This is a genomic window from Nonomuraea rosea (assembly GCF_039539705.1).
GTDB classification, from domain to species: Bacteria; Actinomycetota; Actinomycetes; order Streptosporangiales; family Streptosporangiaceae; genus Nonomuraea; species Nonomuraea rosea.
In genome coordinates, this window is the sequence record NZ_BAABDQ010000018.1 from 187349 (window position 1) to 213127 (window position 25779).

26 protein-coding genes are annotated in these 25779 nt (G+C 72.6%); 16 read left to right on the forward strand and 10 right to left on the reverse strand.

The genetic code is table 11. From position 1 onward, the window contains the following. Positions 1 to 36: 36 nt before the first annotated feature. Together ABEA43_RS35320 and ABEA43_RS35325 are read left to right on the forward strand one after the other, a co-directional pair. The gene (locus ABEA43_RS35320) at positions 37 to 909 is read left to right on the forward strand and encodes a helix-turn-helix transcriptional regulator (RefSeq protein WP_345568754.1); all 873 of its coding nucleotides are present in this window, start codon (positions 37 to 39) and stop codon (positions 907 to 909) included. A gap of 91 nt (positions 910 to 1000) precedes the next feature. Further along, the gene (locus ABEA43_RS35325; protein WP_345568756.1) at positions 1001 to 2281 is read left to right on the forward strand and encodes an ABC transporter substrate-binding protein; all 1281 of its coding nucleotides are present in this window, start codon (positions 1001 to 1003) and stop codon (positions 2279 to 2281) included. Positions 2282 to 2332: 51 nt separating this feature from the next. Here the strand turns inward: ABEA43_RS35325 and ABEA43_RS35330 are convergent, their stop codons facing one another. Beyond that, positions 2333 to 2758 (reverse strand): nucleoside deaminase, encoded by a 426-nt coding sequence (locus ABEA43_RS35330; protein ID WP_345568758.1) that lies wholly within the window; start codon positions 2756 to 2758, stop codon positions 2333 to 2335. Next, complete coding sequence (locus ABEA43_RS35335; RefSeq protein ID WP_345568760.1) at positions 2755 to 3609, reverse strand: LLM class flavin-dependent oxidoreductase; 855 nt, start codon at positions 3607 to 3609, stop codon at positions 2755 to 2757. Before ABEA43_RS35335 ends, ABEA43_RS35330 begins: the two co-directional genes overlap by 4 nt. 93 nt (positions 3610 to 3702) lie before the next feature. Here ABEA43_RS35335 and ABEA43_RS35340 point away from each other — a divergent pair, with 93 nt between their 5' ends. The 3 genes from ABEA43_RS35340 to ABEA43_RS35350 are packed head-to-tail and all read left to right on the forward strand — an operon-like array spanning position 3703 to position 7293. After that, a complete protein-coding gene (locus ABEA43_RS35340) occupies positions 3703 to 4158 on the forward strand; it encodes an Lrp/AsnC family transcriptional regulator (protein WP_345568762.1) in 456 nt (151 codons plus the stop codon). Positions 4159 to 4204: 46 nt separating this feature from the next. After that, on the forward strand, positions 4205 to 6418 hold the full coding sequence (locus ABEA43_RS35345) for a sensor histidine kinase (protein WP_345568764.1): 2214 nt from the start codon (positions 4205 to 4207) through the stop codon (positions 6416 to 6418). A gap of 14 nt (positions 6419 to 6432) precedes the next feature. Then, positions 6433 to 7293 carry a response regulator gene (locus ABEA43_RS35350; protein ID WP_345568766.1) on the forward strand — a complete coding sequence of 287 codons (861 nt, stop codon included), beginning with the start codon at positions 6433 to 6435 and terminating at the stop codon, positions 7291 to 7293. Between the two features lie 42 nt (positions 7294 to 7335). On the opposite strand, the gene ABEA43_RS35355 is transcribed toward ABEA43_RS35350, so the two are convergent. Then, positions 7336 to 7749, reverse strand: a complete 414-nt coding sequence (locus ABEA43_RS35355; protein ID WP_345568768.1) for a hypothetical protein — start codon at positions 7747 to 7749, stop codon at positions 7336 to 7338. 219 nt (positions 7750 to 7968) lie between these two features. Here ABEA43_RS35355 and ABEA43_RS35360 point away from each other — a divergent pair, with 219 nt between their 5' ends. Further along, a complete protein-coding gene (locus ABEA43_RS35360; protein ID WP_345568770.1) occupies positions 7969 to 8667 on the forward strand; it encodes a C39 family peptidase in 699 nt (232 codons plus the stop codon). 145 nt (positions 8668 to 8812) lie between these two features. On the opposite strand, the gene ABEA43_RS35365 is transcribed toward ABEA43_RS35360, so the two are convergent. Continuing rightward, positions 8813 to 9796 (reverse strand): phosphotransferase family protein, encoded by a 984-nt coding sequence (locus ABEA43_RS35365; protein ID WP_345568772.1) that lies wholly within the window; start codon positions 9794 to 9796, stop codon positions 8813 to 8815. A 59-nt stretch (positions 9797 to 9855) separates the two neighbouring features. Further along, positions 9856 to 10032: a hypothetical protein gene (locus ABEA43_RS35370; RefSeq protein WP_345568774.1), complete on the reverse strand. Its 177-nt coding sequence runs from the start codon at positions 10030 to 10032 to the stop codon at positions 9856 to 9858. Between the two features lie 446 nt (positions 10033 to 10478). On the opposite strand from ABEA43_RS35370, the gene ABEA43_RS35375 reads away from it, so the two are divergent. Then, complete coding sequence (locus tag ABEA43_RS35375; RefSeq protein ID WP_345568776.1) at positions 10479 to 12029, forward strand: AMP-binding protein; 1551 nt, start codon at positions 10479 to 10481, stop codon at positions 12027 to 12029. A 104-nt stretch (positions 12030 to 12133) separates the two neighbouring features. Then, positions 12134 to 13036, forward strand: coding sequence for a hypothetical protein (locus ABEA43_RS35380; protein WP_345568778.1), 903 nt, complete (start codon positions 12134 to 12136; stop codon positions 13034 to 13036). Positions 13037 to 13114: 78 nt separating this feature from the next. Here ABEA43_RS35380 and ABEA43_RS35385 read toward each other — a convergent pair whose 3' ends face one another. Further along, positions 13115 to 14116 (reverse strand): hypothetical protein, encoded by a 1002-nt coding sequence (locus tag ABEA43_RS35385; RefSeq protein WP_345568780.1) that lies wholly within the window; start codon positions 14114 to 14116, stop codon positions 13115 to 13117. A 121-nt stretch (positions 14117 to 14237) separates the two neighbouring features. On the opposite strand from ABEA43_RS35385, the gene ABEA43_RS35390 reads away from it, so the two are divergent. Then, complete coding sequence (locus tag ABEA43_RS35390) at positions 14238 to 15254, forward strand: NAD(P)H-dependent flavin oxidoreductase (protein ID WP_345568782.1); 1017 nt, start codon at positions 14238 to 14240, stop codon at positions 15252 to 15254. A gap of 102 nt (positions 15255 to 15356) precedes the next feature. Further along, positions 15357 to 15593 (forward strand): hypothetical protein, encoded by a 237-nt coding sequence (locus ABEA43_RS35395; protein WP_345568783.1) that lies wholly within the window; start codon positions 15357 to 15359, stop codon positions 15591 to 15593. 2 nt (positions 15594 to 15595) lie between these two features. On the opposite strand, the gene ABEA43_RS35400 is transcribed toward ABEA43_RS35395, so the two are convergent. After that, the gene (locus tag ABEA43_RS35400; protein ID WP_345568784.1) at positions 15596 to 17095 is read right to left on the reverse strand and encodes a hypothetical protein; all 1500 of its coding nucleotides are present in this window, start codon (positions 17093 to 17095) and stop codon (positions 15596 to 15598) included. A gap of 202 nt (positions 17096 to 17297) precedes the next feature. On the opposite strand from ABEA43_RS35400, the gene ABEA43_RS35405 reads away from it, so the two are divergent. Genes ABEA43_RS35405 through ABEA43_RS35420 form a run of 4 tightly spaced genes read left to right on the forward strand, consistent with a single transcriptional unit; the run spans position 17298 to position 23118 of the window. Beyond that, a complete protein-coding gene (locus tag ABEA43_RS35405; RefSeq protein WP_345568786.1) occupies positions 17298 to 18683 on the forward strand; it encodes an NsdA family TPR-like regulatory protein in 1386 nt (461 codons plus the stop codon). 9 nt (positions 18684 to 18692) lie between these two features. Continuing rightward, on the forward strand, positions 18693 to 19958 hold the full coding sequence (locus ABEA43_RS35410) for a hypothetical protein (protein WP_345568788.1): 1266 nt from the start codon (positions 18693 to 18695) through the stop codon (positions 19956 to 19958). A gap of 47 nt (positions 19959 to 20005) precedes the next feature. Further along, the gene (locus ABEA43_RS35415) at positions 20006 to 21187 is read left to right on the forward strand and encodes a damage-control phosphatase ARMT1 family protein (protein ID WP_345568789.1); all 1182 of its coding nucleotides are present in this window, start codon (positions 20006 to 20008) and stop codon (positions 21185 to 21187) included. Positions 21188 to 21246: 59 nt separating this feature from the next. Beyond that, a complete protein-coding gene (locus tag ABEA43_RS35420; protein WP_345568791.1) occupies positions 21247 to 23118 on the forward strand; it encodes a DUF2264 domain-containing protein in 1872 nt (623 codons plus the stop codon). A gap of 95 nt (positions 23119 to 23213) precedes the next feature. Here the strand turns inward: ABEA43_RS35420 and ABEA43_RS35425 are convergent, their stop codons facing one another. The 3 genes from ABEA43_RS35425 to ABEA43_RS35435 form a co-directional block, all read right to left on the reverse strand. Further along, positions 23214 to 23957: a hypothetical protein gene (locus ABEA43_RS35425; RefSeq protein ID WP_345568793.1), complete on the reverse strand. Its 744-nt coding sequence runs from the start codon at positions 23955 to 23957 to the stop codon at positions 23214 to 23216. A gap of 71 nt (positions 23958 to 24028) precedes the next feature. Beyond that, positions 24029 to 24391, reverse strand: coding sequence for an STAS domain-containing protein (locus ABEA43_RS35430; protein ID WP_345568795.1), 363 nt, complete (start codon positions 24389 to 24391; stop codon positions 24029 to 24031). Then, positions 24324 to 24683, reverse strand: a complete 360-nt coding sequence (locus ABEA43_RS35435) for an STAS domain-containing protein (protein WP_345568797.1) — start codon at positions 24681 to 24683, stop codon at positions 24324 to 24326. The genes ABEA43_RS35430 and ABEA43_RS35435 overlap by 68 nt, the downstream gene beginning before the upstream one ends. Positions 24684 to 24970: 287 nt before the next feature. Between ABEA43_RS35435 and ABEA43_RS35440 the strand changes: the two genes are divergently transcribed. Both ABEA43_RS35440 and ABEA43_RS35445 read left to right on the forward strand, forming a co-directional pair. Continuing rightward, the gene (locus ABEA43_RS35440) at positions 24971 to 25300 is read left to right on the forward strand and encodes a helix-turn-helix transcriptional regulator (protein WP_345568799.1); all 330 of its coding nucleotides are present in this window, start codon (positions 24971 to 24973) and stop codon (positions 25298 to 25300) included. Between the two features lie 75 nt (positions 25301 to 25375). Further along, complete coding sequence (locus ABEA43_RS35445) at positions 25376 to 25771, forward strand: hypothetical protein (RefSeq protein ID WP_345568801.1); 396 nt, start codon at positions 25376 to 25378, stop codon at positions 25769 to 25771. The last annotated feature ends 8 nt before the right edge of the window (positions 25772 to 25779 follow it).

Here is a 25779-nt window from a genome sequence, read left to right on the forward strand (position 1 = left end):
TAGTACTCGCCACGCTATAAGTATTAATTTCCTGACATGGCGACCATTTTGCGCTGGGTCGAGTTCGCGGTCGGCCTGCCGTACCACGCGGCATTGGTCCCGGTCACGGGCGGCCGCCGCGACCGCCCCGAGCCGCACAGCCACGCCGACTTCCACGAGCTCGTCTTCGTCACCACGGGCGCGGGCGTGCAGCGGGTGGGCGAGACGGAGATGCCGCTGCGCGCCGGGGACGTGGTCCTGGTCCGGCCGCACGACCGCCACGAGTTCGCGGCCACGCCGCCCGGCCATCTGCGCTTCGTCAACATCGCCTTCCCGAGCGAGCGCTGGCGCGCCTTCGCCGATCTCGCGGGGCTCACGGGGGCGGCGGAGTGGGACCGCCGGGACCTGCCGCTGTCGGCGCGGGCCGACCCTGGCGGGCCGATCGCGGCGGAGTTCGCCCGCGTGCTGGCCGCGTACTCGGGGGTGCCGCGCGTGCTGGACCTGGTCGGGCTGTGGACGGTGGTGGTGCCGGTCCTGGAGCGGGCCGACGGCCTGGCGGTGGACCGGCGGCCCGGCTGGCTGGTGACCGCCTGCGCCGCGATGAGCAGGGAGGAGAACCTGCGCGACGGGCTGGCCTGCCTGCAGGCGATGGCCGCCGTCAGCCCGGGGCACCTGGCCCGCTCGATGCGGGCGCACTACGGGTGCACGCCGATCGCGTTCGTGGCCGCGCGGCGGCTGGAGCACGCCGCGCTGCTGCTGACCACGACGACGGAAGGCATCGGGCGGATCGCCCAGCGCTGCGGCTTCTCCGGCCAGTCCTACTTCGCCAGGCTTTTTCACGATAAGTACGGCATGACGCCTCGGGAGTACCGGGAGGCGACCCGGCGAGCCGTGGTTCCTGCGGCCCTGGACACCCAAGATATCAAGTGATTAGATGACTTCACTTACGAGCTCGGTCTGATGTGAAAGCCCCGGTCGCAACGGGGTCCGAACCCCCCGAAGATCGAACAGGAGGCCGGGCATGATCCGGTCGCGTCTCTTCCGCATGGCTGCCGTCTGCGCCGCCGTACCCATGATCGTCCTTGCGGCCTGCTCCTCCGGCGGCGGCGGCACGCAGCAGCAGGCCGCCAAGACCGAGCTGAAGCTCTACAACGACAAGGGCGCCTGGAGCAAATACTTCGACCAGATGGGCGCCCTGTCCAAGCAGCAGATAGGGCTGTCGATGAAGCCGGTCGGCTACACCGACGAGCCGACCTACCAGGCGTTCATCAAGGCGTCCTTCCGGACGGACGTGAAGCCCGACCTGTTCACGTGGACGACGGGCGGCCGGCTGGCCGAGATCGTCGCGCAGAAGCAGGTGGCCGAGACGACGCAGCTCTGGCAGGAGGCCATCAAGAGCGGTGACCTCACCACCGAGCTGGCGAAGTACTACACCGTGGGCGGCAAGCAGTACTGCGTGCCGCTGAACGCCGCGTACTGGGGGATGTTCTACAACAAGAAGATCTTCGACGAGCACCAGCTGAAGCCGCCCACCACCTGGGACGAGCTGATGCAGATCGCCGCCACGCTGAAGAAGAGCGGCGTGACCGCGTTCTACCACACCTCCGTGCTGTTCTCCTTCGTCTGGTTCGAGCAGCTGCTCGCCGGCACCGACCCCGACCTGTACGACCGCCTGTCCACCGGCCAGGCCAAGTACACCGACCCGGGTGTCGTCGAGGTGATGAAGCGGTGGAAGTCGATGATCGACGCCGGCTACTTCAACAACCCGGGAGACAAGACCGACCCCGGCGACGTGCTCAAGACCGGCAAGGCCGCGATGGTGTCGTTCGGCACGTGGTTCAACACGAGCATGACGCAGCGGGACATGAAGGCGGGCTCCGACTACGGCTTCTTCACGATCCCGAACGTCAACCCCGCCCTGCCGAAGACCTCGATGATCTTCGAGAGCGGCCCGCTGTGCTCACTGGCCAAGGCGCCCGACGCGCAGGCCAGCACGAAATACCTCAAGTGGTGGGTGACCACCGCCGCGCAGGAGAAGTGGGCCACCGCCAGGGGCGACGTCTCGGCCAACCCCAAGGTCGCCATCGCCGACGAGGCCATCGCGCAGGTGGGCAAGGCGGCGGGGAGTGGGGAGTTCCGGCTGGTCAACCGCTACTTCGAGGCCGCGCCGCCACCCGTGCTCACCGCCGCGCTGGACGGCTTCGGCGCCTTCGTCGTCAAGCCGGACGGCTACCAGAAGATCCTGGAGGACATCCAGCGCGTCGCCGACGAATACTGGAGCACCCACCAGCAGGGCAACTGAGCGCTCGTTGAGTGCCGCCCCGGGCGTGGTGGGGGCCACGCCCGGCGGCGTTCACTTGTAGTAGCCCTCGACCGGGGCGCGCGCCTCTTCGTAGAGCGCCGGGCCGTCGAGCGGCACCTGCGGCCAGCCGCCACCCGGTTTGAGGCCGTCGAGCTGCTCGTTGGAGAGGGCGAACACGACCCGGCCGAGCCCGGACCGCTGGATCGCCCCCGTGCACATGCCGCAGGGCTGGCAGCTCGTGTACATGGTCGTGCCGGCCGCCGTGGCCGGATCCAGCTCGCGGGCCGCCCAGCGGGCCAGTTTCAGCTCCGGGTGCGCGCTGATGTCGGCGTCGGTGAGCGTGGTGTTGCGCTCCTCGGCGAGCACCTGGCCGTCCGGGCCCGCCAGCAGCGAGCCGAACGGCGGGTTGCCGCCCGCCCGCGCCTCGGCGGCGAGCTCGATCGCGCGGCGCAGCAGGGTTTCCTCGTTCTGTGTCACGGTTGGTCCATTCGCGGGTGAAGCTGCCAATGAGCGGCGACGGTGGCGAGCATCTGCCATTTCGCCTCAGGGTTGAGGGTCTCGTCCGGGTCGCCGTCGAACGGGTCGAGCACGACCGCCTCGGCCCCGAGCAACCGTAGCTGTTCGAGGTCTTCGACGATCTGGTCGATGGTGCCCTCGCCGGCCAGGCGGTCCTGACCGGTGACCGGCGAGGCGGTGATCCGCAGGACGATGCGCGGGGCGAAGCCGGGCACCGGGCGGTCGCCGGCGATCGCCCGCATCCGGCCGGTCGCCTCGCGCAGCCAGGGGATCGTGTTCCTGAGCGGGTGCCAGGCGTCGCCGAGCCGGACCGCCCGCTCGATGCCGGCGTCGCTGTTGCCGCCGATCCACAACGGGATCGGCCCCGCGCGGTAGTCATCGGCGTCCTCCCTGGCGGCGCGTACCGCCAGGAGGGTGTCGTCGGTGAGCTTCCCGCGCTGGCCGAACGGTACGCCGAGGGCCGCGAACTCCTGCCTGGCCCAGCCCGAGGCCACGCCGAGGACGAGCCGGCCGCCGCTGAGCTGGTTGAGGTTGGCGGCCATGCGGGCGGTCAGGAGCGGATGCCGGTACGGCGCTATGAGCACCGTGGTCCCGAGCAGGAGCCGGTCGGTGACGCCGGCGAGCCACGAGAGGGTGGTGAACGGCTCGTAGAACGGCGCTGGATACTGGCCGGCGACATCCGGCGTCACCACGACATGGTCGGAGACCATCAAGAGATCGAAGCCCAGCCCTTCCACCGTCCGCGCCCAGTTGCGCAGGACGCCGGGATCGGTGCCGGGCCCGAAGTTCGGAACGTTAACCCCTATTCGCACTGCCTCAGGCTATCGAGACGATCATCATTGGCTGAAGGGATTCCTCCCGGCTTATGCGGTATTTGTCCGCGATGTTGCCGGTAGGTTGGCTGAATGGCCGAGAATCTCGACGCGACCGACTGGGCGATCCTCGTGGAGGTCCAGCGCGACGGCCGCATCCCGTTCACCGAGCTGGGCCGGCGGGTGAACCTCGGCTCGTCGGCGACGACCGAACGGGTGCGGCGCCTCGAATCCATGGGCGTCATCACCGGTTACCACGCCGACGTCGACCTGGAGAAGGCCGGGTACGCGGTGCTCGCCGTCGTACGCCTCAAATACCCGGGCAACCGCCACGAGCCGCTGCACCGGCTGCTCGCCGAGCGGCTGGAGATCCTGGAGTGCCTGCGGACGACCGGCGACGACTGCTACACGCTGAAGGTCGCCGCGGCCTCCATGGGCCATCTCGAACGGCTGGTCGGCGAGCTCGCCGACTTCGGGAGCACGACGACCAACATCGTCTACAGCCAGACCCTGCCGTACCGCGGCCCCCTGCGAGCCGCGGACGCCTGAACGGATCCGGCCGCCTGACTACCGTCCGTGCATCTATCATGACGGCATGCTGTCGGAGGCGGCCCGTGCCGGCGTCGTGCCGGTCCCGCGGCGGCCGTGGCCCCGGCGCGCGGTCGCGCTGACCGCCCTGTCGGCGTCCTTCGCCGGGTGCGCGGTGGCCGCGATGACCGCCGACGGGGCGCTCCACCTCGTCGCCGACTCGCAGACGTGGATCGCGCGCAGCCTCGGGCTGGGGATCGGGCTGGCCGTCGCGGCGTGGATGGTCCTGCGGCGCGATCCCCGCCACGGCGTCGGCCTGGTGCTGCTGGTCACCTCGGCCGGCCTGAGCCTGGCGGGGCTCGGCCAGACGCTGCGCGAGCTGGGGGACGGGGCGGGGGCGTTCATGGCGGGCGGCCCGCTGGCCGTGCTGCGCGGGGTGGCCATCTTCGCCCAGCACGGCGCGCTGGCCGTCCTGCCGCTGTTCTATCCCGGCGGCCGGCTTCCCGGGCGGCGCTGGCGTTTCGTCCTGTACGGCATGGCCGCCGCGTATGTGCTCTACCTGGCGCCGCTGGCCTGGTACGGGCGCGACCGGCACGACGCGGCCTGGACGTCGCAGACGATGGCATCCGGCCACCCGTGGTGGGGAGCCCTGGGCGAGCCGATCATCTGGATGCCCAGGATCGTGGCCGTGGCCGCCGCGGTGTCGCTGGTGCTGCGGGCCTCGCGGTCCGCCCAGGGGCTGGCGCGCCCGCGGCTGATCACCCTGTTGATCTGCCACGCGACCTTCTGGCTGGTGGCCACCGTCTACGCGCAGCTTCCCGTGGCCCGCGACCTCAACGGCAGGTTCTGGGCGGACCTGATCATCCAGGGACCGAGCACGATCGCCATCATCATGATCGCCATCGTGGCCGCCGCCTCGGTCCGGCTGAGCCCGCTGGTGCGCATGGTCCGGTTGCTCCTCGTGCTCGAAGGGCTGATCCTCGGCCTCTGGATCACGTACCACGCGCTGTCCGTCACCATCGCGGAGGTGGCGCCCGCCGCCGGGGCGGCGCCGGCGGCGTTGAGCGCGCTGGCGCTGCGCCCGCTGGCCCGGCTGCTGTGGCGGACGACGAACCTGCTCTTCTACGGCCGCCGGTCCGGCCCCGACGAGGCCATCCGCATCCTGGCCAGGCAACTGCGGGACCAGCACGACTCCGACGAGGTGGCCATGACCGTGTGCCGCACGGTGGTGGACCGGCTGGGGCTGCCCGGGGCCGAGCTGTCCGCGCCCACCCGCAACGGGGTGCAGGTCCTCGCGGCGGCGGGAGAGCCGGAGGGCGGGGCCGCGATCGAGTTCCCGCTGCACCATTACGCGGAGCACGTCGGCACGCTGGTCATCACCGCCCGGCCCGGTGAGAAGGTGCTCGACGCCCGCGACAGCGCGGCGCTCGGCGACCTGGCCACCCAGGTCGCGCCCGTGGTCGCGGCGCTGCGGCTGCGTGCCGACCTGCTGGCCAGCCGGGAGCGGATCGTCGCCGCCAGGGAGGAGGAGCGCCGACGGCTGCGCCGCGACCTGCATGACGGCCTGGGCCCGTCGCTGGCCGGGATCCGGCTGCGCCTGGACGGCGCCAGGCACACCCTGGGCGCCGGCTCGCCGGTGGCGCCGCTGCTGGTGGAGGCGTCGGGGGAGACCGCCTGGTGCCTGCGCGAGATCCGCCAGATCATCGACGACCTGCGCCCGCCGGTGCTGGACGACATGGGCCTCCTCGCCGCCCTGGACCACCTCGCGACCCGCTTCGGCGCCGCCGCCCCCACCGCCGCCCCCACCGCCGCCCCCTTGGCCGGCCACGCCCCCGACCGGTCCGCTGGCCGGTCCGCCGACGGGTCCGCTGGCCGGTCCGCCGGTCGTTCTGCGGATCGCGGCGGTGACCGTGCGATGGACGGCACGGCCGCGCACACCGCCGGTCGGATGATCGTTCGGACGGAGTTGCCTGGCGCGTTGCCTGCGCTGCCCGCCGCGACCGAGGTGGCCGCGTACCGGATCGCCGCGGAGGCCCTCACCAACGCGGTGCGGCACAGCGGTGCGGGCCGCATCGAGCTGGGCCTGGCGGTCGCGGGGCCGTGGCTGGAGCTGCGGATCGCCGACGACGGCGCCGGCCTGCCCGCGACGCCCGCCCGCGAGGGTGTCGGGCTGCGGTCGATGGCCGAACGGGCGGAGGAGATCGGCGGCACGCTGGCGCTCGGCGGCGAGCCGGGCGGCGGCACCCGCGTGCACGCCCGCCTGCCCCTGCACCTGCCGTGAGAGGAGGAGGCGCCGTGCCGGAGGAACCCCAGAGCGAGCTGCCCGGAGAGCGGGAACCCCAGAGTGTGCTGCCCGGAGAGCGGGAACCCCAGAGTGTGCTGCCCGGAGAGCGGGAACCCCAGAGTGTGCTGCCCGGAGAGCGGGAACCCCAGAGTGTGCTGCCCGGAGAGCGGGAGCCGCTGAGCGAGCTGCCCGAAGGGCCCGTGATCGAGCTGCCCGGAGAGCCGGTGAGCGTGCTCATCGTGGACGATCACCCGATGTTCCGCCAGGGCCTGCGTTACGTCCTCGACTCCGACCCCCGGCTCAGCGTCGTGGGGGAGGCCGGCGACCTGGCCCAGGCGTACGCGCTCACCGCCCGCCTGCGCCCCCGCGTGGTGCTGATGGATCTCTGCCTGCCCGACGGATCCGGCCTGGAGGCGACCAGGCGGCTCACCTCCGGCGGTGAGCACGAGCACGTGCCCGCCGTGCTCGTGCTCACCATGTCCGACGCCGACGACACGGTGGTCGCGGCCCTGCGCGCCGGAGCCCGCGGCTACCTCGTCAAGGACACCGGCGCCGAGGACATCCTGCGCGCCGTGCACACGGTCGCCAGAGGCGGGGCGAGCCTCGGCCCGCGTACGGCCGAGCGGTTGTCGGCCTTCTTCTCCGCGCTGCACTCCGTACCGTGCCAGGAGGCCTTCCCCACGCTGACCGCCAGGGAGCGCGAGATCCTGGACCTGGTGGCGCGCGGCCACGACAACCGGCGCATCGCGCGCAGCCTCGTGCTGTCGGAGAAGACGGTGCGCAACCATGTGTCCCGCCTGTTCGACAAGCTCCAGGTCGCCGACCGCGCGCAGGCCGTCATCCGGGCCCGGGACGCCGGGCTCGGCGAATGACCGGGCGCCGCCCCCGGTGGGGGACGGCGCCCGGTCGCCGGCTCAGACGTACGGCGTGCACACGGTGGCGGAGCGCCCGCCGTAGGAGAAGGTGCCGCAGGCCGCTGACGGCGGGATCACCGGCAGGTTGGACGACGGCATGTCCTGCTGCCGGACGTTGCTGTAGGAACGGCGGTTGAGCTGCTGCCCGCTCTGCCGCTGCACGTACACGCTCGCCGACCAGGTCTGCGGGTGGCTGTCCATGAAGGACTTCCACACCCAGACCTGGGCGTACTCGGTGAGGCCGCAGTCGTAGTCGTTCACCGTGGCGGCGCGCACGCCGTCCAGGTACAGCGAGGCCGTGCCCACCTTGTCGCAGCCGCGGGCGGCCTGGGCCGGCGTGGTGACCAGCCCGGCGGTGAGCCCGGCGGCCAGAAGGGCGGCGGCGAGGAAGCGGCGGATCGGGGTTGCGAACATGGTGTACTCCCTTGACGGGGGCGGGATCCGCTGATCGGTTCCCGCTGGACGCACACCACTGTCGGGCGCCCGCCGTCCCGGGCACGAGGGAGCCGGTGCCCGCCCGTGTCCCGTCCCTGTCCCGGGCCGCTGACCTCAATTGATTCTTCACAGTAATGATCTACTGGCGATCTGTGTAGTTTGGTCACTCTGGTATCGCCTTCATCACGGAGTGCCCGCGTGCGTTTCGCAAGACTCGTCCTCGGTGCCGCCCTCACCGGCGGCATCCTGTCCACCGCCGCGCTGCCTGCCGCCGCGCAGGCCGTGCCGGTGCCGGTGTCCGTGTCCGCGGCCCCGGCCCCGGTCAGCGCCCAGCAGGCCGGGCTGCCGGTCCCGCCCGGCCAGGCCGCGGTGGCGATCAAGGGACAGGCGCAGCGGACGGGCTACTACTGCGCTCCCGCCTCCGGCGCGGTCGTCCTGGGCGCCTTCGGCATCGCCAGGACCCAGGACCAGCTCGCCAAGGAGATGAAGACCGACGCGAAAGCGGGCGCCACCAAGCGCAAGAACACGCTCGCGGTACTCAACGCGTACGTGGCGCCGAAGGGCTACGCGTTCCGGCTGACCTACGCCAAGGACAACCCGGCCGCGCTCATGCTCAGCGTGGCTCAGGCGGTGGGCGTGCACAAGCGGCCCACGATCGTGGCGGTGCTCGGAAACAAGCTGCCGTGGAGCAAGGGGAAGCGCAAGGTCGGGCACGCGATCGTGGCCTACGGCTATGACAGGTCGAAGGGCACGATCACGGTGTGGGACCCGAACGGGCGTCGCGGCGCCACCGGCAGGCACGTGATCCCGGCCAAGGCCCTCGCCGCCGTCGTCCACGACCTCCCCGCCGAAGGGCTGGGCGGCGTCTACGACCTCTCCAAGACGCCGGCGCCCTAGCCCCGGCCCAGGTCAGCTCGGGGTGCCCGCGCCGGTCTCGGCGGCCCCGGCCAGCTCGGTCCCCGGCTCGCTCTGGCGGGCGTGCGCGTCCACCTCGGCCTGGTTGGCCTCGGCCCGCATCAGGTCGCGGTAAAGGGAGCCGCGGTCACTCGGCCAGGTCGGGGACCCCTTCCGCGACCCAGTGCCGGATCCGCTCCGCCGCCTCGTCCGCGACGGCGTGCCCGGTGGGCCGGGTGACCAGGTCGCTGAGGGCGAACATGTCCAGCACGCGCCCCAGATAGGCCCAGTCCCCGGGGAGCGGCAGGCCGGCCGGCTGGTGTGCGGCGAAGCCGGTGCGGAAACCGGTGAGGAAGGAGGCGGGGTAGCCGGCGCCGAAGCGGAGCATGTTCGCCGCGTCGCCGTACGGGCAGCCGGCGAAACTGAACTCCCAGTCGAGCACGGCGTCCACCCGCCAGCCGTCCCGCGCGTGCGTGACCAGGAGGTTCTTGGGGTTGATGTCGGCGTGCACGAGGCGGCTGTGGTGATCGACACGGGCCAGCGACGGCGCGTGGGCCGCGCACAGGTCCGCCCAGGCGCGCTGGACGTCCCCGTCCAGGCGGGCCCGCGCCGGATCCGCCGCCATGCAGGCGGTGGCGAACTCGGGCAGCTGCCGTGACCACGGCGGCTGATCCACGGCCACGGTGAGACGCGCGTCGGCGAAGAACCCCGGCCCCTCGAACGTCACCGCCGAGATGCCGGCGACGACCCGCCCGACCTCCGCGCCGAGCTCCGCGAGCCCGTCGCCGTTCCCGCTCTCGTTCCCGTTCCCGCTCTCGTTCCCGTTCTCGGAGAGCACCTGGCTGAGGGGCGTGCCGTGGACGTACTCCAGGATCATGACCGGCCGCGCCCGGCCGTCCGAGGCCGTCTCGGGCAGGACGTGCAGCACCTCCGGCACGGGCGCGTACGGGCGGGCGGCGGCCATGACCGCGGCCTCGACGGCGGGATCGGGGCCGCCGAAGCGGGCCACCACCTGCCCGTCCGCCAGCGTGAGCAGCACCGTTTCGTGTGAGAAGCCGCCGGCCAGCGTGCTCGCCGCCACCACGGTGCCGCCCAGCGCGGCTTCGACGACCTGAAGTTCCTCCGCCTGCATCCGAGTCAACCTACCGCCAGGCGGAGCGGGCCGGCTTGATCACGCGGGCTGGGTGCTGGTCAGACGTGCGTCACCAGGAGCGTGACGCCCAGCTCGTCGCCGCGGTCCACGAAGATCGGGCCGACGCCGTTGCCGATCGTCCGGGAGAGCGTCGCCTTGGCCACGAACCCGGCCGGGTTGTCGTCGACGATCCGGACGTCCTCCAGAACCGGCTTGCGGTTGACACCGCTGATCACGGTCTTCAGCTTCGCCGCCGCCGCCGCCGCAGTTGCCGGTGATCGTCACCTCCTGGCCCCGCCGGGCGGTGGGGTTGGGGCTGACCTCGACGACCGCCCGTGCGCCCTTCGGCGGCCGCTTGGCGGCGGCCGGAGCGGACACCGCCGGAGTGGGGGCGGAGGCGGCGCCTGTGTCGGCGGCGAACGCGCCGATCGGGCCCAGGCCGACCGCTCCGGCCACCGCGACCGTGAGGCTCGCTCCGGCGACCGCGGTGATCACTTTGCTGGTCATCGTGCTCCTTCGAGAGGGTTCCCCGGTGCTTCCGCGGGCCGGGATCGACAGGTGAGTAGCCCGCCGGGGCCGCGCCGGTTCTGGCCCGGGTGAGATGTGACGTAGCTCACGAATGGGCCGGAGCGTCCACGCATGCGATGATCTATACGGCACGCCTGCACGCGGAGGAGGGCCGATGACCGGTCTGTCGTTCGAGCCGCTGACCCCGACGAGCTTCCTCGAACGCGCGGCGGCCGTGTTCGCCCGGCGGATCGCGGTCGTGGACGGCGAGCTGACGTTCACCTACGCCGAGCTGTGGGAACGCGTCCGGCTGCTGGCAGGCGGCCTGGCCGGTACGGGGGTGCGTACGGGAGACCGGGTGGGCCTGCTCGCCGCCAACGGCCACCTGCTGCTGGAGTCGACGTTCGGCGTGCCGGCGGCCGGCGCGGTCATGGTGCCGATGAACATCCGCCTGTCGCCGGGCGAGCTGGCGTACATCATCGACCACGCCGAGGTCTCGGTGCTCCTGCACGACGACGAGCACGCGGCGCTCGCCCGCGCGGCCTGCGACCTGAGCGGGTCGCGCCCGCGGCTGGTGACCGGCGGGGACGCGTACGAGGCGCTGCTGGCCGGGGCCGAGCCGCTGCTGGTCAGGGTGGCGGACGAGCTGTCACCGCTGTCGATCAACTACACCAGCGGGACCACGGGACGTCCCAAAGGGGTCGTCTACCACCACCGCGGCGCCTACCTCCAGGCGCTGGCCATGGCGCTGCACACCAGGCTCGACGCGGCCAGCGGCTACCTGTGGACGCTGCCGATGTTCCACTGCCACGGGTGGTGCTTCCCCTGGGCGGTGACCCTGGCCGGCGGCCGTCATGTCTGCCTGCCCAAGGTCGATCCGCCGCTGGCCTGGCGGTTGATCAGGGAGCACCGGGTCACCCATCTGTGCGGCGCACCGACCGTGCTCACGTCGCTGCTGGCGCACCCCGACGCGCCCGCCGCCGCCCTGGAGCCGCGGCTGCTCGCCTGCGTGGGCGGCGCGCCGCCGAGCCCCGCGCTGCTCGGCCGGGCGCTGCGGGCGGGGATCGACGTGATCCACCTGTACGGGCTCACGGAGACGTACGGCCCCGCCGTGATCTGCCAGCCGCAGCCCGAGTGGAGCGGCATGGACGCAGGGGAGCTGGCGGCCGTGACCGCGCGGCAGGGCGTGGGCAACGTGATCGCCCAGCGGATCCGGGTCGTCGACGAGCACGGCGGCGACGTGCCGGCCGACGCCGCCGCGATCGGCGAGGTCGCCGTGCGTGGCAACGACGTCATGCTGGGCTACCACCGCGATCCCGGCGCGACCGAGAAGGCCGCGCCCGACGGCTGGTTCCGTACCGGAGACCTGGCGGTCCTGCACCCCGACGGCTACGTGCAGGTCGTCGACCGGGCGAAAGACGTGATCATCTCGGGCGGCGAGAACATCGCCTCGATCGAGGTGGAGAACGCCCTGGTCAGCCACCCCGCCGTCGAGGAGGCGGCGGTCGTCGCGCGGCCCGACGCGCACTGGGGCGAGGTGCCGGTCGCCTACGTCAGCCTCACCGCGGGCGCGAACGCCACGGAAGGCGAGCTCATCCAGCACGTACGGGACCGGCTGGCGCACTTCAAGACGCCCAAGGAGATCTTCTTCTGCGACCTGCCGAAGACCTCGACCGGCAAGATCCAGAAGACCGTGCTCAGGGAACGCGCCGCCACCGGCCGCTGATCGTTTTCGGCCGTTCACCGGAAATGAGGGGACTCTCACCGCTACGCTCCGGCCTTCATGGCTGAACGCCGGAACGTCACGACCCGAGAGGAAGACCCATCTCCATGTGGATCGCATTAGGCGTGGTCGCCGCCCTGATCATCGGCGTCGCCCTGTGGTGGAAGCTCCGCGACCCGCTCGCGGGCGAGGACTTCTATAAATTCCACGTCGAACGAAAATGGGCCTGGGAGCTCATCCTCACCGACGAGCAGGAGCAGGCCTTCATGACCGGGCTGGAGGCCTACGACGACGAGAGCACGGTCTACCCGCACCGCGAGGCGGGGGCGCTGCGCGTCTACGACCCGTCGATGATGGTCTCGCTGTTCCTGCTCGCCGAGCAGTTCGCCGGGATGGGTCCGGGCGCGCTGGCCGACCCCGCGGGCGCCGTACGCCATCTCATCGGGCGGGCCGCGCAGGCGGAGACCGGGGGAGTGCTGCACCTCGACGACGGCTGGATGGGCGAGCAGGTCGTCGACGGCATGGACAAGTACGACTTCACCAGCCAGATGATGAGCGCGACGCACGCGCAGGGCGTGGACGGCGGTGTCGGCGGCTACGGGGACGAGGACGGCGGCTACGGCATGCTCACCGTGCTCACCCAGGAGCCGGGGCACGTGCGCGCCATGTACGACCACGCGCACGCCCACGCCTCGTCCGGCGAGATCCGCAACCGGCTCGACGTCTACAAGGCGGTGATCCAGGAGCCGGAGCCCGAGTTCGTGGCGGGGCTGGAGAGCGCCGACGCCGAGCGCAGCCGCTTCACCAACACGCTGATGTACGACTACGGCCGGGTGCTGGCCGGATATCGGGCGCTGCGCCCGCAGATGGGGCACGCCCAGCCGTCGGACGTCATGTCCGCGGTCATGGCCCGCATGCTGTCGGAGAACCGGCCCGGCATCACCTGGACCCGGCAGCCGTCGCCGGAGCAGCACGAGCGCGCCATGCGGCTCATCTCGACCCGCGGCTGAGCCCGGCTCGCTCGGATCTGCTCGTCTGGACCCCCCGGGGCTTCGCCCGCTGGGGTGGTCCGGCTGGGATGGCGCGTTTCAGCGCCGGCGCTTGGCGTACCTGCCGGAGTGGATCCGTACGTCGGAGTGCTCCCTCGCCAGGCCGCCCGCCCAGCGGACCGCCGTCTTCAGTGACGGCTCGGGCGCGTGGTAGGCGCGGTCGGACGACCACCACCAGGTCTTCTCCCGGCGCGGCTCGGCGGCCAGCGCGGCCACCGCGAGCCCCGCCGGGTGATCGGTCAGCCCCCAGAGCTCCTCCCACTGGGCGCGGCGCAGGCGCAGGTAGAGCAGGCTCTTCAGCCTCCCGAGCAGCCGGGCGTCGCGGATCACCGCCTCGGAGAGGTCCAGCGCGTACAGGCGCGGGCACGACAGCAGCGGCTCCAGGTCCACCGGCTGCCCGGTACGCAGGGACAGCAGCCGCAGCGTGGGGTGGCCCGCCAGCGGGGCCAGGTCGATCATGTCCATGCCCAGGTCGAGCAGCTCCACGGACGTGCCGGCCAGCGGGGCCAGGTCCGCGCCCGGGCAGTTGTGCACCTTGACGTGCCACAGCCCGGGCGCGCGGGACACGGGCCGGAAATCGACCAGCGGAGCGTTGGTCACCGTCAGGTAGGCGATGCCCCGATGCAGGCCGCGCATGGAGAGCGCGTCCGGGCCCGACACCGTCAGCTCCCCGAACGCCTCCGGGTCGTCGGCCGGGTCCCGGGCCGGCTCGGCCGGGCGCGCGTTCCGGTCGAGAACGTACCGGAAGCCCTCCTCGTCGTCGCGCTCCAGCGACTGGCTGAACACCGCCTCGAACCGGCCCCTGGCCTCGACGGTCAGCTCCACGGTGAGGTGCTCGCCCGCGCCCAGGAGCGTGTGCAGCGCGCACAGCTCCTCGTGCACGTCCACGTCGGCGCCGGCGTCATCGGGCGCGTACGTGAGCCCGCGATGGCCGGACGTTCCGTGTCCTCCCGCGTACCCGCGTAACTCGGCCCTTCGCCACCCCGCGGGCGCGCCCGCCGCGATCTTGCCGGCCATCGTACGGAGCACATCGTGGATCACGCGGGACACCTCGGGTCGCAGGAGCGGGCCACCTTTCTAGCAGGTACGCGGACAGACAGCGTTGGGCAATCCGCCCAGGAGGGGTCACGATGGGCGGACAGTCTCAAGGAAGGACGCCGCCATGTCCGTGCTGTCCACCAGACTCACCGCCAGGTACGCCAACCGGTACCCGTTCGCCTGCGCCGGGATGGCCTTCGCCGGCGAGACGCCCGATCTCGCCACGGCGGTCACCAACGCGGGCGGCATCGGCGCGATCGGCGCCGGGCTCCTGCCGCCCGACCGGCTCCGGGAGGTCATCCGCGAGGTCAGGGACCGGACGGGCGAGGCGCCGTTCAACGTCAACCTCATCACCTTCTTCGGCGGCGCCGAGCAGGTCGAGGTGTGCGCGGAGGAGCGGGTGCCGATCGTCTCGTTCCACTGGGGTCATCCGCCGGCGGACCGGTTGAAGCTGCTGCACGAGGCCGGGGTGTCGGTGTGGGAGCAGGTCGGCTCCGCCGACGCGGCCAGGCTCGCCGTGGACGACGGGGCCGACGCCGTCATCGCCCAGGGCTGGGAGGCCGGCGGGCACAACTACGGCGGCCTGCCGACCATGGTGGGCGTGCCCGCCGTCGTGGACGCCGTGGGCGGGCGCGCACTGGTCCTGGCCGCGGGCGGGATCACGGACGGGCGGCAGGTCGCCGCCGCCCTCTGCCTGGGAGCGGACGGCGTGTGGGTCGGGACCCGGATGGTCGCCTCGCGCGAGGCGCACGTGCATCCCGAGCACCACCGGCGGCTGGTCGCCGCCCAGGGGGACCGCTCGGTGCTGACGTCGATCTTCGGTCCGGAGTTCCCGCGGTTCAACCCGATGCGGGTCGAGCGCAACCGCGTGGTGTCGGAGTGGGGCGACCGGCTGGCGGAGATCCCGGCCGAGCTCGACTCCCTGGAACGGGTCGGCAGCACGGTCGTGCAGGGGGAGGAGGCGGAGATGCGCAAGTTCGGGCTGCTGCTGCCGGTGCCTGGGACGGAGGCGGACTGGGAGGAGATGCCCTGGCTGATGGGGCAGGGCGTCGGCCTGATCCACGACATCAAGCCCGCCGCCGAGATCGTCAGGGACATGATGGAGCAGGCCGAGCAGGTCCTGACCGCCTTCAGCCCCTGACCGAACCCGGATCGGAGTCCGACCGGTCGCGGAGGGCAGGGTCGGGTGCTGGGCGTCAGGTAGTCGCGCCAGTCGCCGGGCCGGGCCAGCGCGTTCGGCCCCATGTTGGGGATCCGGCCTATCCTGGCGCCCCGGACGTCGATCCGGCCGACGGGCGCCGGCGGCCTGGCCGCCGCCGCCCAGGCCGGGGTGCAGGTGGTCGTCTGCCTGTTCAACGACCGGGGGTACGGCGTGCTGCGCGAGATCATCCGGGACTCCTACGACGGGTACGAGGGCGCGGCCGCAGACGTGGACCTGGCCACGCCCGACTTCACCGCGCTGAGCCCCATCAGGAGGTGAGCTCAGGGGCCGGGCTCGTCGTAGGGCAGGAAGAGCTCCCGCACGGCCGCCAGGACGCGCCGGGTGAAGGCCGACGCGCTGCCCGGCCCGTCGAACGGGTTCATCCCGCCTTGCGTGACGCCCTCGAAGGTGGCGATGTCCGCGCCGGGATGGCACACGATCCCCGGGTCCGGCAGGTTGGCGAGCAGGAACTCCCCATGGTCGACCTGGGCGTCCAGCGGGTGCGCGCCACGGCGCAGCCAGCGCAGCCGGCCGGCCTGGTCGAGCTGGTAGACGCCCGACCCCTGACCGGCGGCCACCCGTACCGGTGATTCGTGCGCCAGGCGGATCTTGGCGTAGAAGGGCCCGCCGGGCTGGGTGGCCCGCAGCAGCGTGCGGTGGTTGAACTCCTGCGGATCGCCCAGCCAGGTCGCCCGGCCGTCCAGCATCACGGACAGGTGCGCCAGCATGAACGGCGGCAGCCCCATGGAGAGCTGGTTCACCGCCGAGACCTCGGTGCTCTCGTGGTGCCGCCACTTGATCGCGCACAGGTAGAGCCGCTCGCTCGGGGTCAGCAGGGCGCCCAGACTGAACAGGCCGGCCACCCCGTACCTGCGCCAGGCCCAGACCGCGATCCGCTCCGCGCACTCGACGAGCAGCGCGGCGGCCGGCGCGGGCCAGGGGCGCGACCAGTCGTTCCCGGCGCTCCGCAGCGACCGGATGCCCAGCTCCGCGACGCCGGTCGAGGTGTGGGACGGCCGGTCGATGTACACGCGCACGCCGCCGCGGGTCCTGTCCGGGACGCTGAGCACGGTGATGGTGGACGGCCAGCCCGCCACGTACGCGGCCACCCGGTACGGGCCCAGCAGCCGCACCGCGCGGCCCATGTCCTCCTCGCCCGCCACGACCACGGTGGAGCGCCCGCCCGCCGTGCCGCCCGCCTGCACCACGACCCGCTCGGTGCCGACCGCGCGCCGCAGCTCAGAAAGGGCGGGCAGCCGCTCGACGTGGACGCACCTGATCCGCGCCACCGCGGGCACCCCGGCCGCGCGCAGCAGGTCGTCGAAGAGGTGCTTGGCCTCGATGGTGGCGCGCACCTCGCCGCCGATCGCCGCGACGGTGCCGCCGGGGCCGGCCAGCTCGTGCAGCCGGGCGTTGGCGTACCAGGTGCAGACGACCGGCGGCCGGTCCAGTTTGACCAGGTGCCTGGCGGCGTCGTGGCGCACCCGGCTCAGCCAGCCGTGCCGCTCGGCCACCGAGCGGACGCGGGTGCGGTCCTCGGCCGCCACCACCATGCCCGGCATGGCGGGCTCCCACGCCGCGTAGCAGCCCAGGCTCAGGGCGGGACGCAGGATCTCGAAGGGCGACGGGCCGGTGTAGGCGGTGCGCAGCGCGGTGCCGTACCGCTCGACGCCGACCAGGGGGCGGCCGGCCAGCGCGGCCAGCAGCTCGGCCCGGGCCGCCGCGACGACGCCCGCGTCCATCGTCGCCGCGGCGGTGTCCCGTCGTTGCGGGCCGGTCACGACGTCACGCGCGGCGGTGTGCTCCCGCCCGTCTCGTCCAACAGGGTGCGCACGATTCCTCCTCCGTCGAATCCGGGTACGGCCGCGCGACCGCGTCACACTCCGCACTATTGACGGTGCTTTGCGTAGGGCGCATCGTCGAGGGCACCGCGATGTGAAGCGATGTGAAGTTGCGATGCCCCCACGGCGCACCCGTCCGGTCGTGAACCGCGCGCTCGCCGCGATGATCGAGCAGGCCGGGTGGACGCACGCCGCCACCGCGCAGCACGTCAACGCCGTCGCCGCCGAGAGCGGGGAGCGGATGCACTACGACCGCTCGGCCGTCGGGCACTGGCTGACCGGGACCGTGCCGCGGCCTGAGGCCGTGCACGCGGTCGTGGAGGCGTTCCGCCGGCGCCTGAACCGGATGGAGCTCGCTCCCGCGGACTTCGGCTGGCCGGACCCGGCCGTCGCGCCGCCCGCCGACGACCCGTGGCGCGGCGACCCGGTCGCCCGGCTGGCCACGCTGGGGGAGGACGACCTGCTCAACCGGCGGACCGTGCTGACCGCGGGCACGTTCACCCTGGCCGCGCTGTCCGGCCTGGCCGCCGTCTCCGCCCTGTCGCCGCATCGCGGCGCGGGGTGGGCCGACGGCTGGGGCAGGGGCTGGGGGCGTACGGACCGGCGTGCCGTACGCCCTGGCGCGGGCGACGTCGCCAGGATCCGCGGCGCCACCGCCAGCTTCGCCGACCTCGACGACCAGTTCGGCGGCGGGCACGCCCGCGCGGCCGTCGCCGCCTACCTGGCCCGCGAGGTCACGCCGCTCCTGCACGAGGCGACCGGCCGCAGCCGCCCCGACCTGTTCACCGCCGCGGCCGAGCTGAGCTATCTGGCCGCCTACATGGCCATGGACGCCGGCGCGCACGCCCTGGCCCAGCGCTACTACATCAGCGCCGTGCGCCTCGCCGACGAGGCGGGCGACCTCGTGCTGCGCGCGACGGCCCTGCGCAGCATGGCCGTCCAGGCCGCCGAGCTCGGCCACGACGGCGAGGCCCTGACGCTGGCCGAGGCCGCCGCCTCCGCCCTGGCCGGCCAGGGCCCGCAGCGCACGCAGGCGTGGATCACCGGGATGCGCGCGGAGGCGCACGCCGCGGCCGGCACCCGCTGGGACGCGCTGAGCCTGCTGCGCCGCACCGAGGCCCAGCTCGAACGCGCCGACTCCGTACCCGAGTCGGAGTGGACCGGCAACTACCGGCGCGAATCCCTGGAGCACCAGATCGGCCTCACCCTCACCCAGCTCGGCGACCACGCCACCGCGGCCCGGCACTTCGCCGCCTCCATGAACGCCCGCCGTCCCGTCGAGCGCCGCACCCGCACGCTGATCGGCCTGCGGGCGGCGCACGCGTTCCTCCGCGCCGGCGAGATCGACCGCGCCGCCGCCACCGCCCTGGACCTCAGCGACGACGTACGGCTCATCGCGTCGGCCCGCGTGGGGGAGGAGCTGCACCGGCTCCGCACGGACTGGCAGCGCTACCGCGGCAACCCGCTCATCGCCAGAGCCGACCGGCTCATCTCCGGCGCGTCGCGCGGCCCCGGGCCGCGCCGCTAGCATCGGCGGGTGCCCGGATCGGCGACACCACTCCGCGGGCTGCTGCGCCGGTCGCGGCGGCTGGCCGCCGTCATCGTCAGCGTCTGCGCCCTGATCGGCGTCGTCCGCCTGGTCGCGCCCGCCACCGCCGGCGGCCCTGCGGACGAGCCGCCGGGCGTGCGGCGGCAGCTGACGTTCCTGCGCGCGGCCCTGGACGCCGGCGCGGGCGAGGAGGCGCAGGCGCTGTTCCCCGAGGGCTACTTCTTCCTGCACGTCCTGTACGGCCTGACCTGGGTCGAGCTGGGCCTGCGCGAGCAACCGGGCGCACGGGCGGCCGCGCTGCGGGAGGCACGCTGGGCGCTGGCGCGGCTGGAGTCCCCGGAGGGCCGGGCCCCGTTCAGCCAGGACCTCACCCCGTCGTACGGCGTCTTCTACCGCGGATGGTGCAACTGGCTGCGCGGCGGAGCGCTGAGCCTGCAACCGGCCGGCCGGCGGGACCCGGCCGAGCTGCGCCGCTTCGCGTCGGACTCCGCCGAGCTGGGCAAGGCGTTCGACGACTCCCGCTCCCCCTACCTGGCGGCGTACCCGGGGCAGGCCTGGCCGGTCGACTCGACCGTGGCGATGGCGTCGCTGCGGTTGCACGACGCGCTGGCGGCCTCGCCCCGCTTCGCCGGCACCGCCGCCCGCTGGCTCCAGTCGGTACGCACCCGGCTCGACCCGCGCACGGGCCTGCTCCCGCATCGCGCCGAGCCCGGCACCGGCGAGCCCGCCGAGGTCGCCAGGGGCAGCTCCCAGAGCATGATCCAGCGATTCCTGCCCGGCATCGACCCCGCCTTCGCGGCCGGGCAGTACCTCCGCTTCCGTGACCGGTTCGTCGTCACGCCGCTCGGCCTCGGACCGGCCGTGCTCGAATACCCCGAGGGCATGGACGGCCCGGCCGACGTCGACTCGGGCCCGCTCCCGCTCGGGGTGAGCCTGTCGGCGACCGCGGTCACCCTGGGCGCGGCGCAGGCGAACGGGGACGCCCCGCTCGCCGCGGCGCTGGCCGGCTACGGGGAGCTGGCCGGGCTGCCGCTCGACACGCCGTGGACCAAGCGGTACGCGTTCGGCGCGCTGCCGATCGGTGACGCGTTCCTGGCCTGGTCGAAGACCGCCCGCCTCTGGACGACGGCCCCGCCCGCCGCCCCGCCCGCGAGCGTCTCCCCGTGGTGGCGCGTCCCGCTGCTGTCGCTCCTGGCCCTCGTCGGCGCCGCCCCCTGGCTCCCCGCGCTGAGACGCCGCATCAAGCGCTCCTGAGGCGTGCCAGGGGCGAAGATCGTGTCCTGGATGGCAAGGTAAGACCCATGAGCCAGCCGAGAGTCCCGCATCGGGAAGCGCCCCCGATCACCTGCGACGAGCCGGATTCGTTCCCCTGGCAGGTCTTCCACGAGCGCCATCCGGTGCTGATCCGCCGCATCCTCGAAGCCGTGCCGTACGGGCAGGCCGAGCGGCAGGCGTTCGCCGCGCTCCTCAGGGAGTCGCGGCAGGACCAGGTCGCCCCGCTGTCCCCGGAGGCGCCGGACTTCGACCTGTGGCAGGTGTGGGGCAAGGAGCAGTTCGGCCGGTCGTGGCAGCAGCAGCGGTTCCTGTGGGCGGAGTCCTACTTCTACCGCCGCCTCCTGCAGGCGGGCGGCTACTTCGCCGACGGCGGATGGCGGGGCGTGGACCTGTTCGCGCCGTTCAAGCACGCCGAGCTGGACGCCCCCGCCTTCACGGCCGACCTGACCGCGCTCGATCACCAGCACGCGCTCGCCGAGGGGGAGCGGGAGCAGTCGCTGCTGATGACGGCGGTGTGGGGGAACCTGGCCGACCTGGGATTCACGATCGCGGGCAAAGGTCCGGAGGAGACGGGCGCGCTGGCCGCCGACGAATCCGACCGGCTGTGGCCGCTGCTCGACGGCGGCCTGGTGACCGTGGTCGCCGACAACAGCGGGCGCGAGCTGCTGGCCGACCTGGCCCTCGTGGACCACCTGCTGGCCGGAGGGCGGGCCGGCGAGGTGAGCCTGCTGCTCAAGCCGCAGCCGTACTACATCTCCGACGCCACCCCGCGCGACGTCCTCGACTGCCTCGACCGCATGACCGCGGCGGCGGGGGCGGCGGCCGGGATCGGCGGGCGGCTCAGGCAGGCGCTGCGCGACGACCGCCTGCGCATGCGGACGCACCCGTTCGCCTGCGCGCCGCTGGGCTACCGGGACATGCCCGCAGACCTGCGTGAGGAGTTCGCCGCCTCGGCCCTGACCATCATGAAGGGCGACCTGAACTACCGGCGGCTGGCCGACGACAGGCTCTGGCCGCCGACGACCCCGTTCGCCGAGGTCACCGCGTACTTCCCGGGTCCCGTCGCGGCCCTGCGCACGGTCAAGTCCGACGTCGTCACCGGCCTCGACGCGGAGACGGCCGCCGAGCTGGACGCCGCCGACCCGTCGTGGCGCGTCAGCGGCACCCACGCCGTCATCCAGGTCGCCACGCCGCGTGACCGGGAGTGAGGCCACCGACTCGTACCGCTCGCCGGTGCGCTAATTAGGGATGGCCTAGTATCCGCTTTATGTCGCTACACCTCCCGCCGGCCGACCAAGAACGATCCCCCCGGACCGGATGGACCCGCGCTCACTGGGAGGCCGTGGCGGATCATCTGCTCGCCTCCGTGGTCCCGTACGCCACCGACGGCTTCGCCCAGTACCGCCTTCCGGGCAGGACGAGCCGGTCGGGGCAGGTCAGCGATGGTCTGGAGGGGTTCGCGCGCACGTTCCTGCTGGCCGCGTTCCGGATCGCCGGAGCGCGCGGGGCGGTGCCCGCCGCCCTGCTGGAGCGCTACGCCGACGGCCTGGTGGCGGGGACCGATCCCGCGCACCCGTACGCGTGGCCCGCGCTGGCGGACATGTCCCAGCAGCTCGTGGAGGCGGCCTCGGTGGCGCTGGCGCTGCACGAGACCCGCCCCTGGCTGTACGACCGGCTGACCCCGGCCCAGCGGGAACGGGTGGTGTCGTGGCTGGCCGGGTTCGCCGGGAAGCGCACGCCCGACAACAACTGGGTGCTGTTCCGGGTGATCGTGCAGCAGTTCCTGACCGAGGTGGGCGGCCCGCACCGGCAGGAGGAGATCGACGGCGGCCTGGAGCGGATCGAGGAGTGGTACGCGGGCGACGGCTGGTACTCCGACGGCAGGGGCAAGAACTTCGACTACTACGCGGGCTGGGCGCTGCACCTCTACCCGTCGCTGTGGGCGCGGATGGCGGGCGACAAGGACCGCCAGGAGCTGTACGCCGCGCGCCTGCACCGCTTCCTCGGCCAGTACCAGCACTTCTTCGCCGCCGACGGCGGGCCCGTGCACCAGGGACGGTCGCTGACCTACCGCTTCGCCACGGTCGCGCCGCTGTGGCTGGGCGCGCTGACCGGCGCGTCGCCCCTGCCGCCCGGCCGGACCCGGCGGATCGCCAGCGGCGCGCTGCGCCACTTCGTCGAGCGCGGCGCGCCGGACGAGCGCGGCCTGCTCACCCTCGGCTGGTACGGCCCGTTCCCGCCCCTCACGCAGGACTACTCAGGCCCGGCCTCGCCCTACTGGGCCAGCAAGGCGTTCCTGGGCCTGCTGCTGCCGCCCGAGCACCCGGCCTGGACCGCCAGGGAGGCGGCGGCGCCCGTCGAACTCGCCGACCAGACGGTGGCCATGCCCGCCCCCGGCTGGCTGCTGCACGCCACCGCCGGCGACGGCATCGTCCGGCTCGTCAACCACGGCAGCGACCGTGACCGCGTCCAGGACCCGTCGGGCACGCCCGATCCGCACTACCTCAAGCTCGCCTACACCACCCACACGGGGCCGGAGGCGGGAGAGAAGGCGCAGGGCGTGGACAACCACCTGGCCGTCGTCGCGCCCGACGGGACCGTCTCGCTCAGGCGGCGCATCCAGCCGCTCGCCCTGTCCGACCGGTTCGCGGCCTCCGCCTACCGGGACGAGCTGCCCGCCGGGCCGGTCCGCGTGGTGACGGCCTCGGTCGTCGAAGGGGCTGCGGAGATCCGGATCCACCAGGTCACGGCCCCGGCCGGGCACCAGGTCAGGGACGGCGGCCACGCCGTGGCGGGGGTGGCCCCGCTCGACCTGCGCGACGCCCCGGGGCTGGCGCTGGCCCGCCGGCCGGACGGGCTGACGAGCGCCGTACGCGCGCTGCACGGCTACACCGGGACCGGACTCGTGACCGCGCAGGGCGCCAACGCCTACGGCGCGCACTCGGCCACGCCCTACGTCGTCGCCGACACCCATCCGGGCGGGACGGCGGTCTACGTCAGCCTCGTCTGGCTGGCCGCTACCGGTCAGGAGCCGCCCGCGCCTGACGTGCGCGTCGCGGACGACGCGGTCACGCTGGTCCTGCCGGGCGGGGAGACGGTGACGGTACGCCTCGGCGACGTCCCCACCTGCGAACGCTGAACGGGCGTCAGACCAGCGCTGGACGGGCGTCTGACCAGCGTGGGACGGGCGTCAGACCAGCGCGGGGCGGACGTCTGACCAGCCCGGGGTGGGCGTCAGACCAGACCCACCATGAAGCCCTCGTCCCGGACCCCCAGGTACACCGCCGGACGGTACTGCCGCATCGCCCGCTCGATCACCGGGATGTACTTGGGGTTGGAGCCGAGCGGCAGCCGGTAGCCGTTCTTGACCGTGTGGAACTCCCACAGGTGCTCCATGTCCTGATGGCGCGAGCGGAAGCCCAGGTCGGCGGGGAACAGGTCGAGCCGGACCATCGTCTTGCGGAACAGGTAGTCGGCCGGTTTGACGCGGCGCTGCCGCGTGCGCGAGATGCCCACCCCGGACAGCTCCTCCCACGGCACGGCCCACGGCCGGCCCTGCGGGTCGTCCCAGCGCACCCCGAACCCGTCGAAGACGAGCTTGCGCGGCCTGCTGACCTTGCGCCAGGCGATGAGCGGCGACAGGCCGATGAGCAGGAAGAAGAGCCCGAGGATCCCGACGATGACCCCGGTGCCCGCGCCGCCCGTCGTCTGGCCGGTGAGCGCCGAGAAGATCGCCATGAGCCCGATCACGCCCGCAACGGAGCCGCCGATCAGCGCCTTCACCTTGGCGTCGCCGCCGACGTCGATCACCACGGGCTGCGGCGCGAAGCCGGGGGACTGCTGCGGGGGATAGAGCGGCCCGGGGTACTGGTGAGCAGCCGGCTGCTGGGGCCCCGGGTACTGGGATCCTTGATACTGAGGGCCGGGGTACGGAGGGCCGGAGTGCTGAGGTCCCGGGTACTGGGGGCCGTACGTCATGAAAAGGCACATTAGTAGCGGCCCGGGAGCTTACCCTCACGCTTCAGGGTTTTGCGAAGCGTCCTGGCCGGTCAGCCGGAGATCTTGGCCATGGCCACGGAGAGCGCCTGATCGATCGTGGTGTGCACGGGCACGTGCGCGCGAACCCCGGTGATCTCCATCAGCCTGGCCGGGACGGCCTGCAGGGCGGCCAGGCGGAGCTCGCCGCCCAGGCTGACGCAGTCCTGGTGGCAGCTCAGCAGGGCGCGCAGGCCGCTGCTGTCCATGAAAGCCAGCCCGGCCATGTCGAACACCACCTGATCAGCCGGTCGCTGCCGATTCATGCCCAAGTAGACAGGGATCTCCGCATGGTTGGTGATGTCCAGCTCACCCGCCACGGAGATCACCGTCACTCCGGGCAGATGCAGGTGGGTCAGCGTCAGTACGGCGGCCATCGCCGTCTCCCCGCTCTCGGAAGGAAGGCAGATCCAGGAGGCGCATCAGACGGTCGATCTGTTGCGGGGTGTCGCGGACGACGGTGGGGCCGCTCCCCGCGAAGAGGGAAAGCGCCCGGACGCCCGCGACGTCGGAGAACGTGACCTGCCCGAGGTCGACGACGAGACGCTCGTCGATGCGCCTGGCCCGGTCGAGGGTGTGCACCAGCTCGGTGACGTTGATGCGGTCGATCTCGCCGACGAGCCTGACGATGGAATGGCCGGGTGTCACGGTGCAGGTGACGTGCAGCATGTCATCGAGGTACAGCAGCTGCTCGGTCCCGGCCATGGCGTTCACCCGGTCCGGCGGACGCACGCCGGTCACAGAGTACGTCCGAGGTGTGTCGTGGCTACGCACGGCCTATGTGACATCGCAATCCCCTGATCACGCTGACAGTCGGCGATAGCGAAACGGTCGGGTTCAGGCTATCTTCGTAGGAAGATTACCTGAATAGCTTTTCGGTAGAAAATTTTCCGTCAAGGATCATCGTCATCCCGCCGTCGGGCCACCGTGCTGGTGCTGGGAGGAGCAACAGGATCATGGATCGGGTCACTGAGCAGCGTTCGGCGTGGACGTTCCTGACCAATCACGCGCGCGTGCTGCTGGCCATCGCGGCCGATCCGATGGTGCGGGTACGTGACATCGCGGCCACCATCGGCATCACCGAACGGGCCGCGCAGGGCATCGTCAGCGACCTGGAGGAGGCCGGCTACCTGGAGCGCACCCGGGTCGGGCGGCGCAACCGCTATCGGATCCTCCCCCAGCAGCCCTTCCGCCACCACACCGAGGCCGACGTCTCCGTCGGGGCGCTGATCGACCTGTTCGCCCATCGCGACCTGACGGGCGGCACCACGGAGCAGCCCGACTAAGAGCTGTTTCCCGAAGAAACCGAGGACCGATTGGGAGATCTTTCCGGCAATTACTGGGAGCGGACGGTTTACGCTGTGCCGCCGCTCGAGGGGCTGGAGCATCGCGATTCGTCGGCTGTCTTCACCTGGCTCAATCTGCACTTCCCGGCCGATGGAAGCAAGATTGACTGGAGACGCGTGCGGGGCAGGCATCTGCACCGGCAAATCACCGATGCCCATCGGCTGGCGACGATGGCATCCATGGAGGTGTGCCGGCGCATCAACCCTGGTTCCATGGTCGAACACGTCGGAGACGGGCTCTCACCTTATGGGGTGAGTTTCACTGACGCTCATGCCCCTTCGGTTGTTGCCGCGCTGCTCGAGATACCGGAACACCACTATTTTCTTGCTGAGGACCGGTCCTGGATCGTGGTCGTCACCATGGAGGGGGACCTGGATGTCGTAGATCAACTCAATGGTGAGCCGCGGTAGGGGCCGTC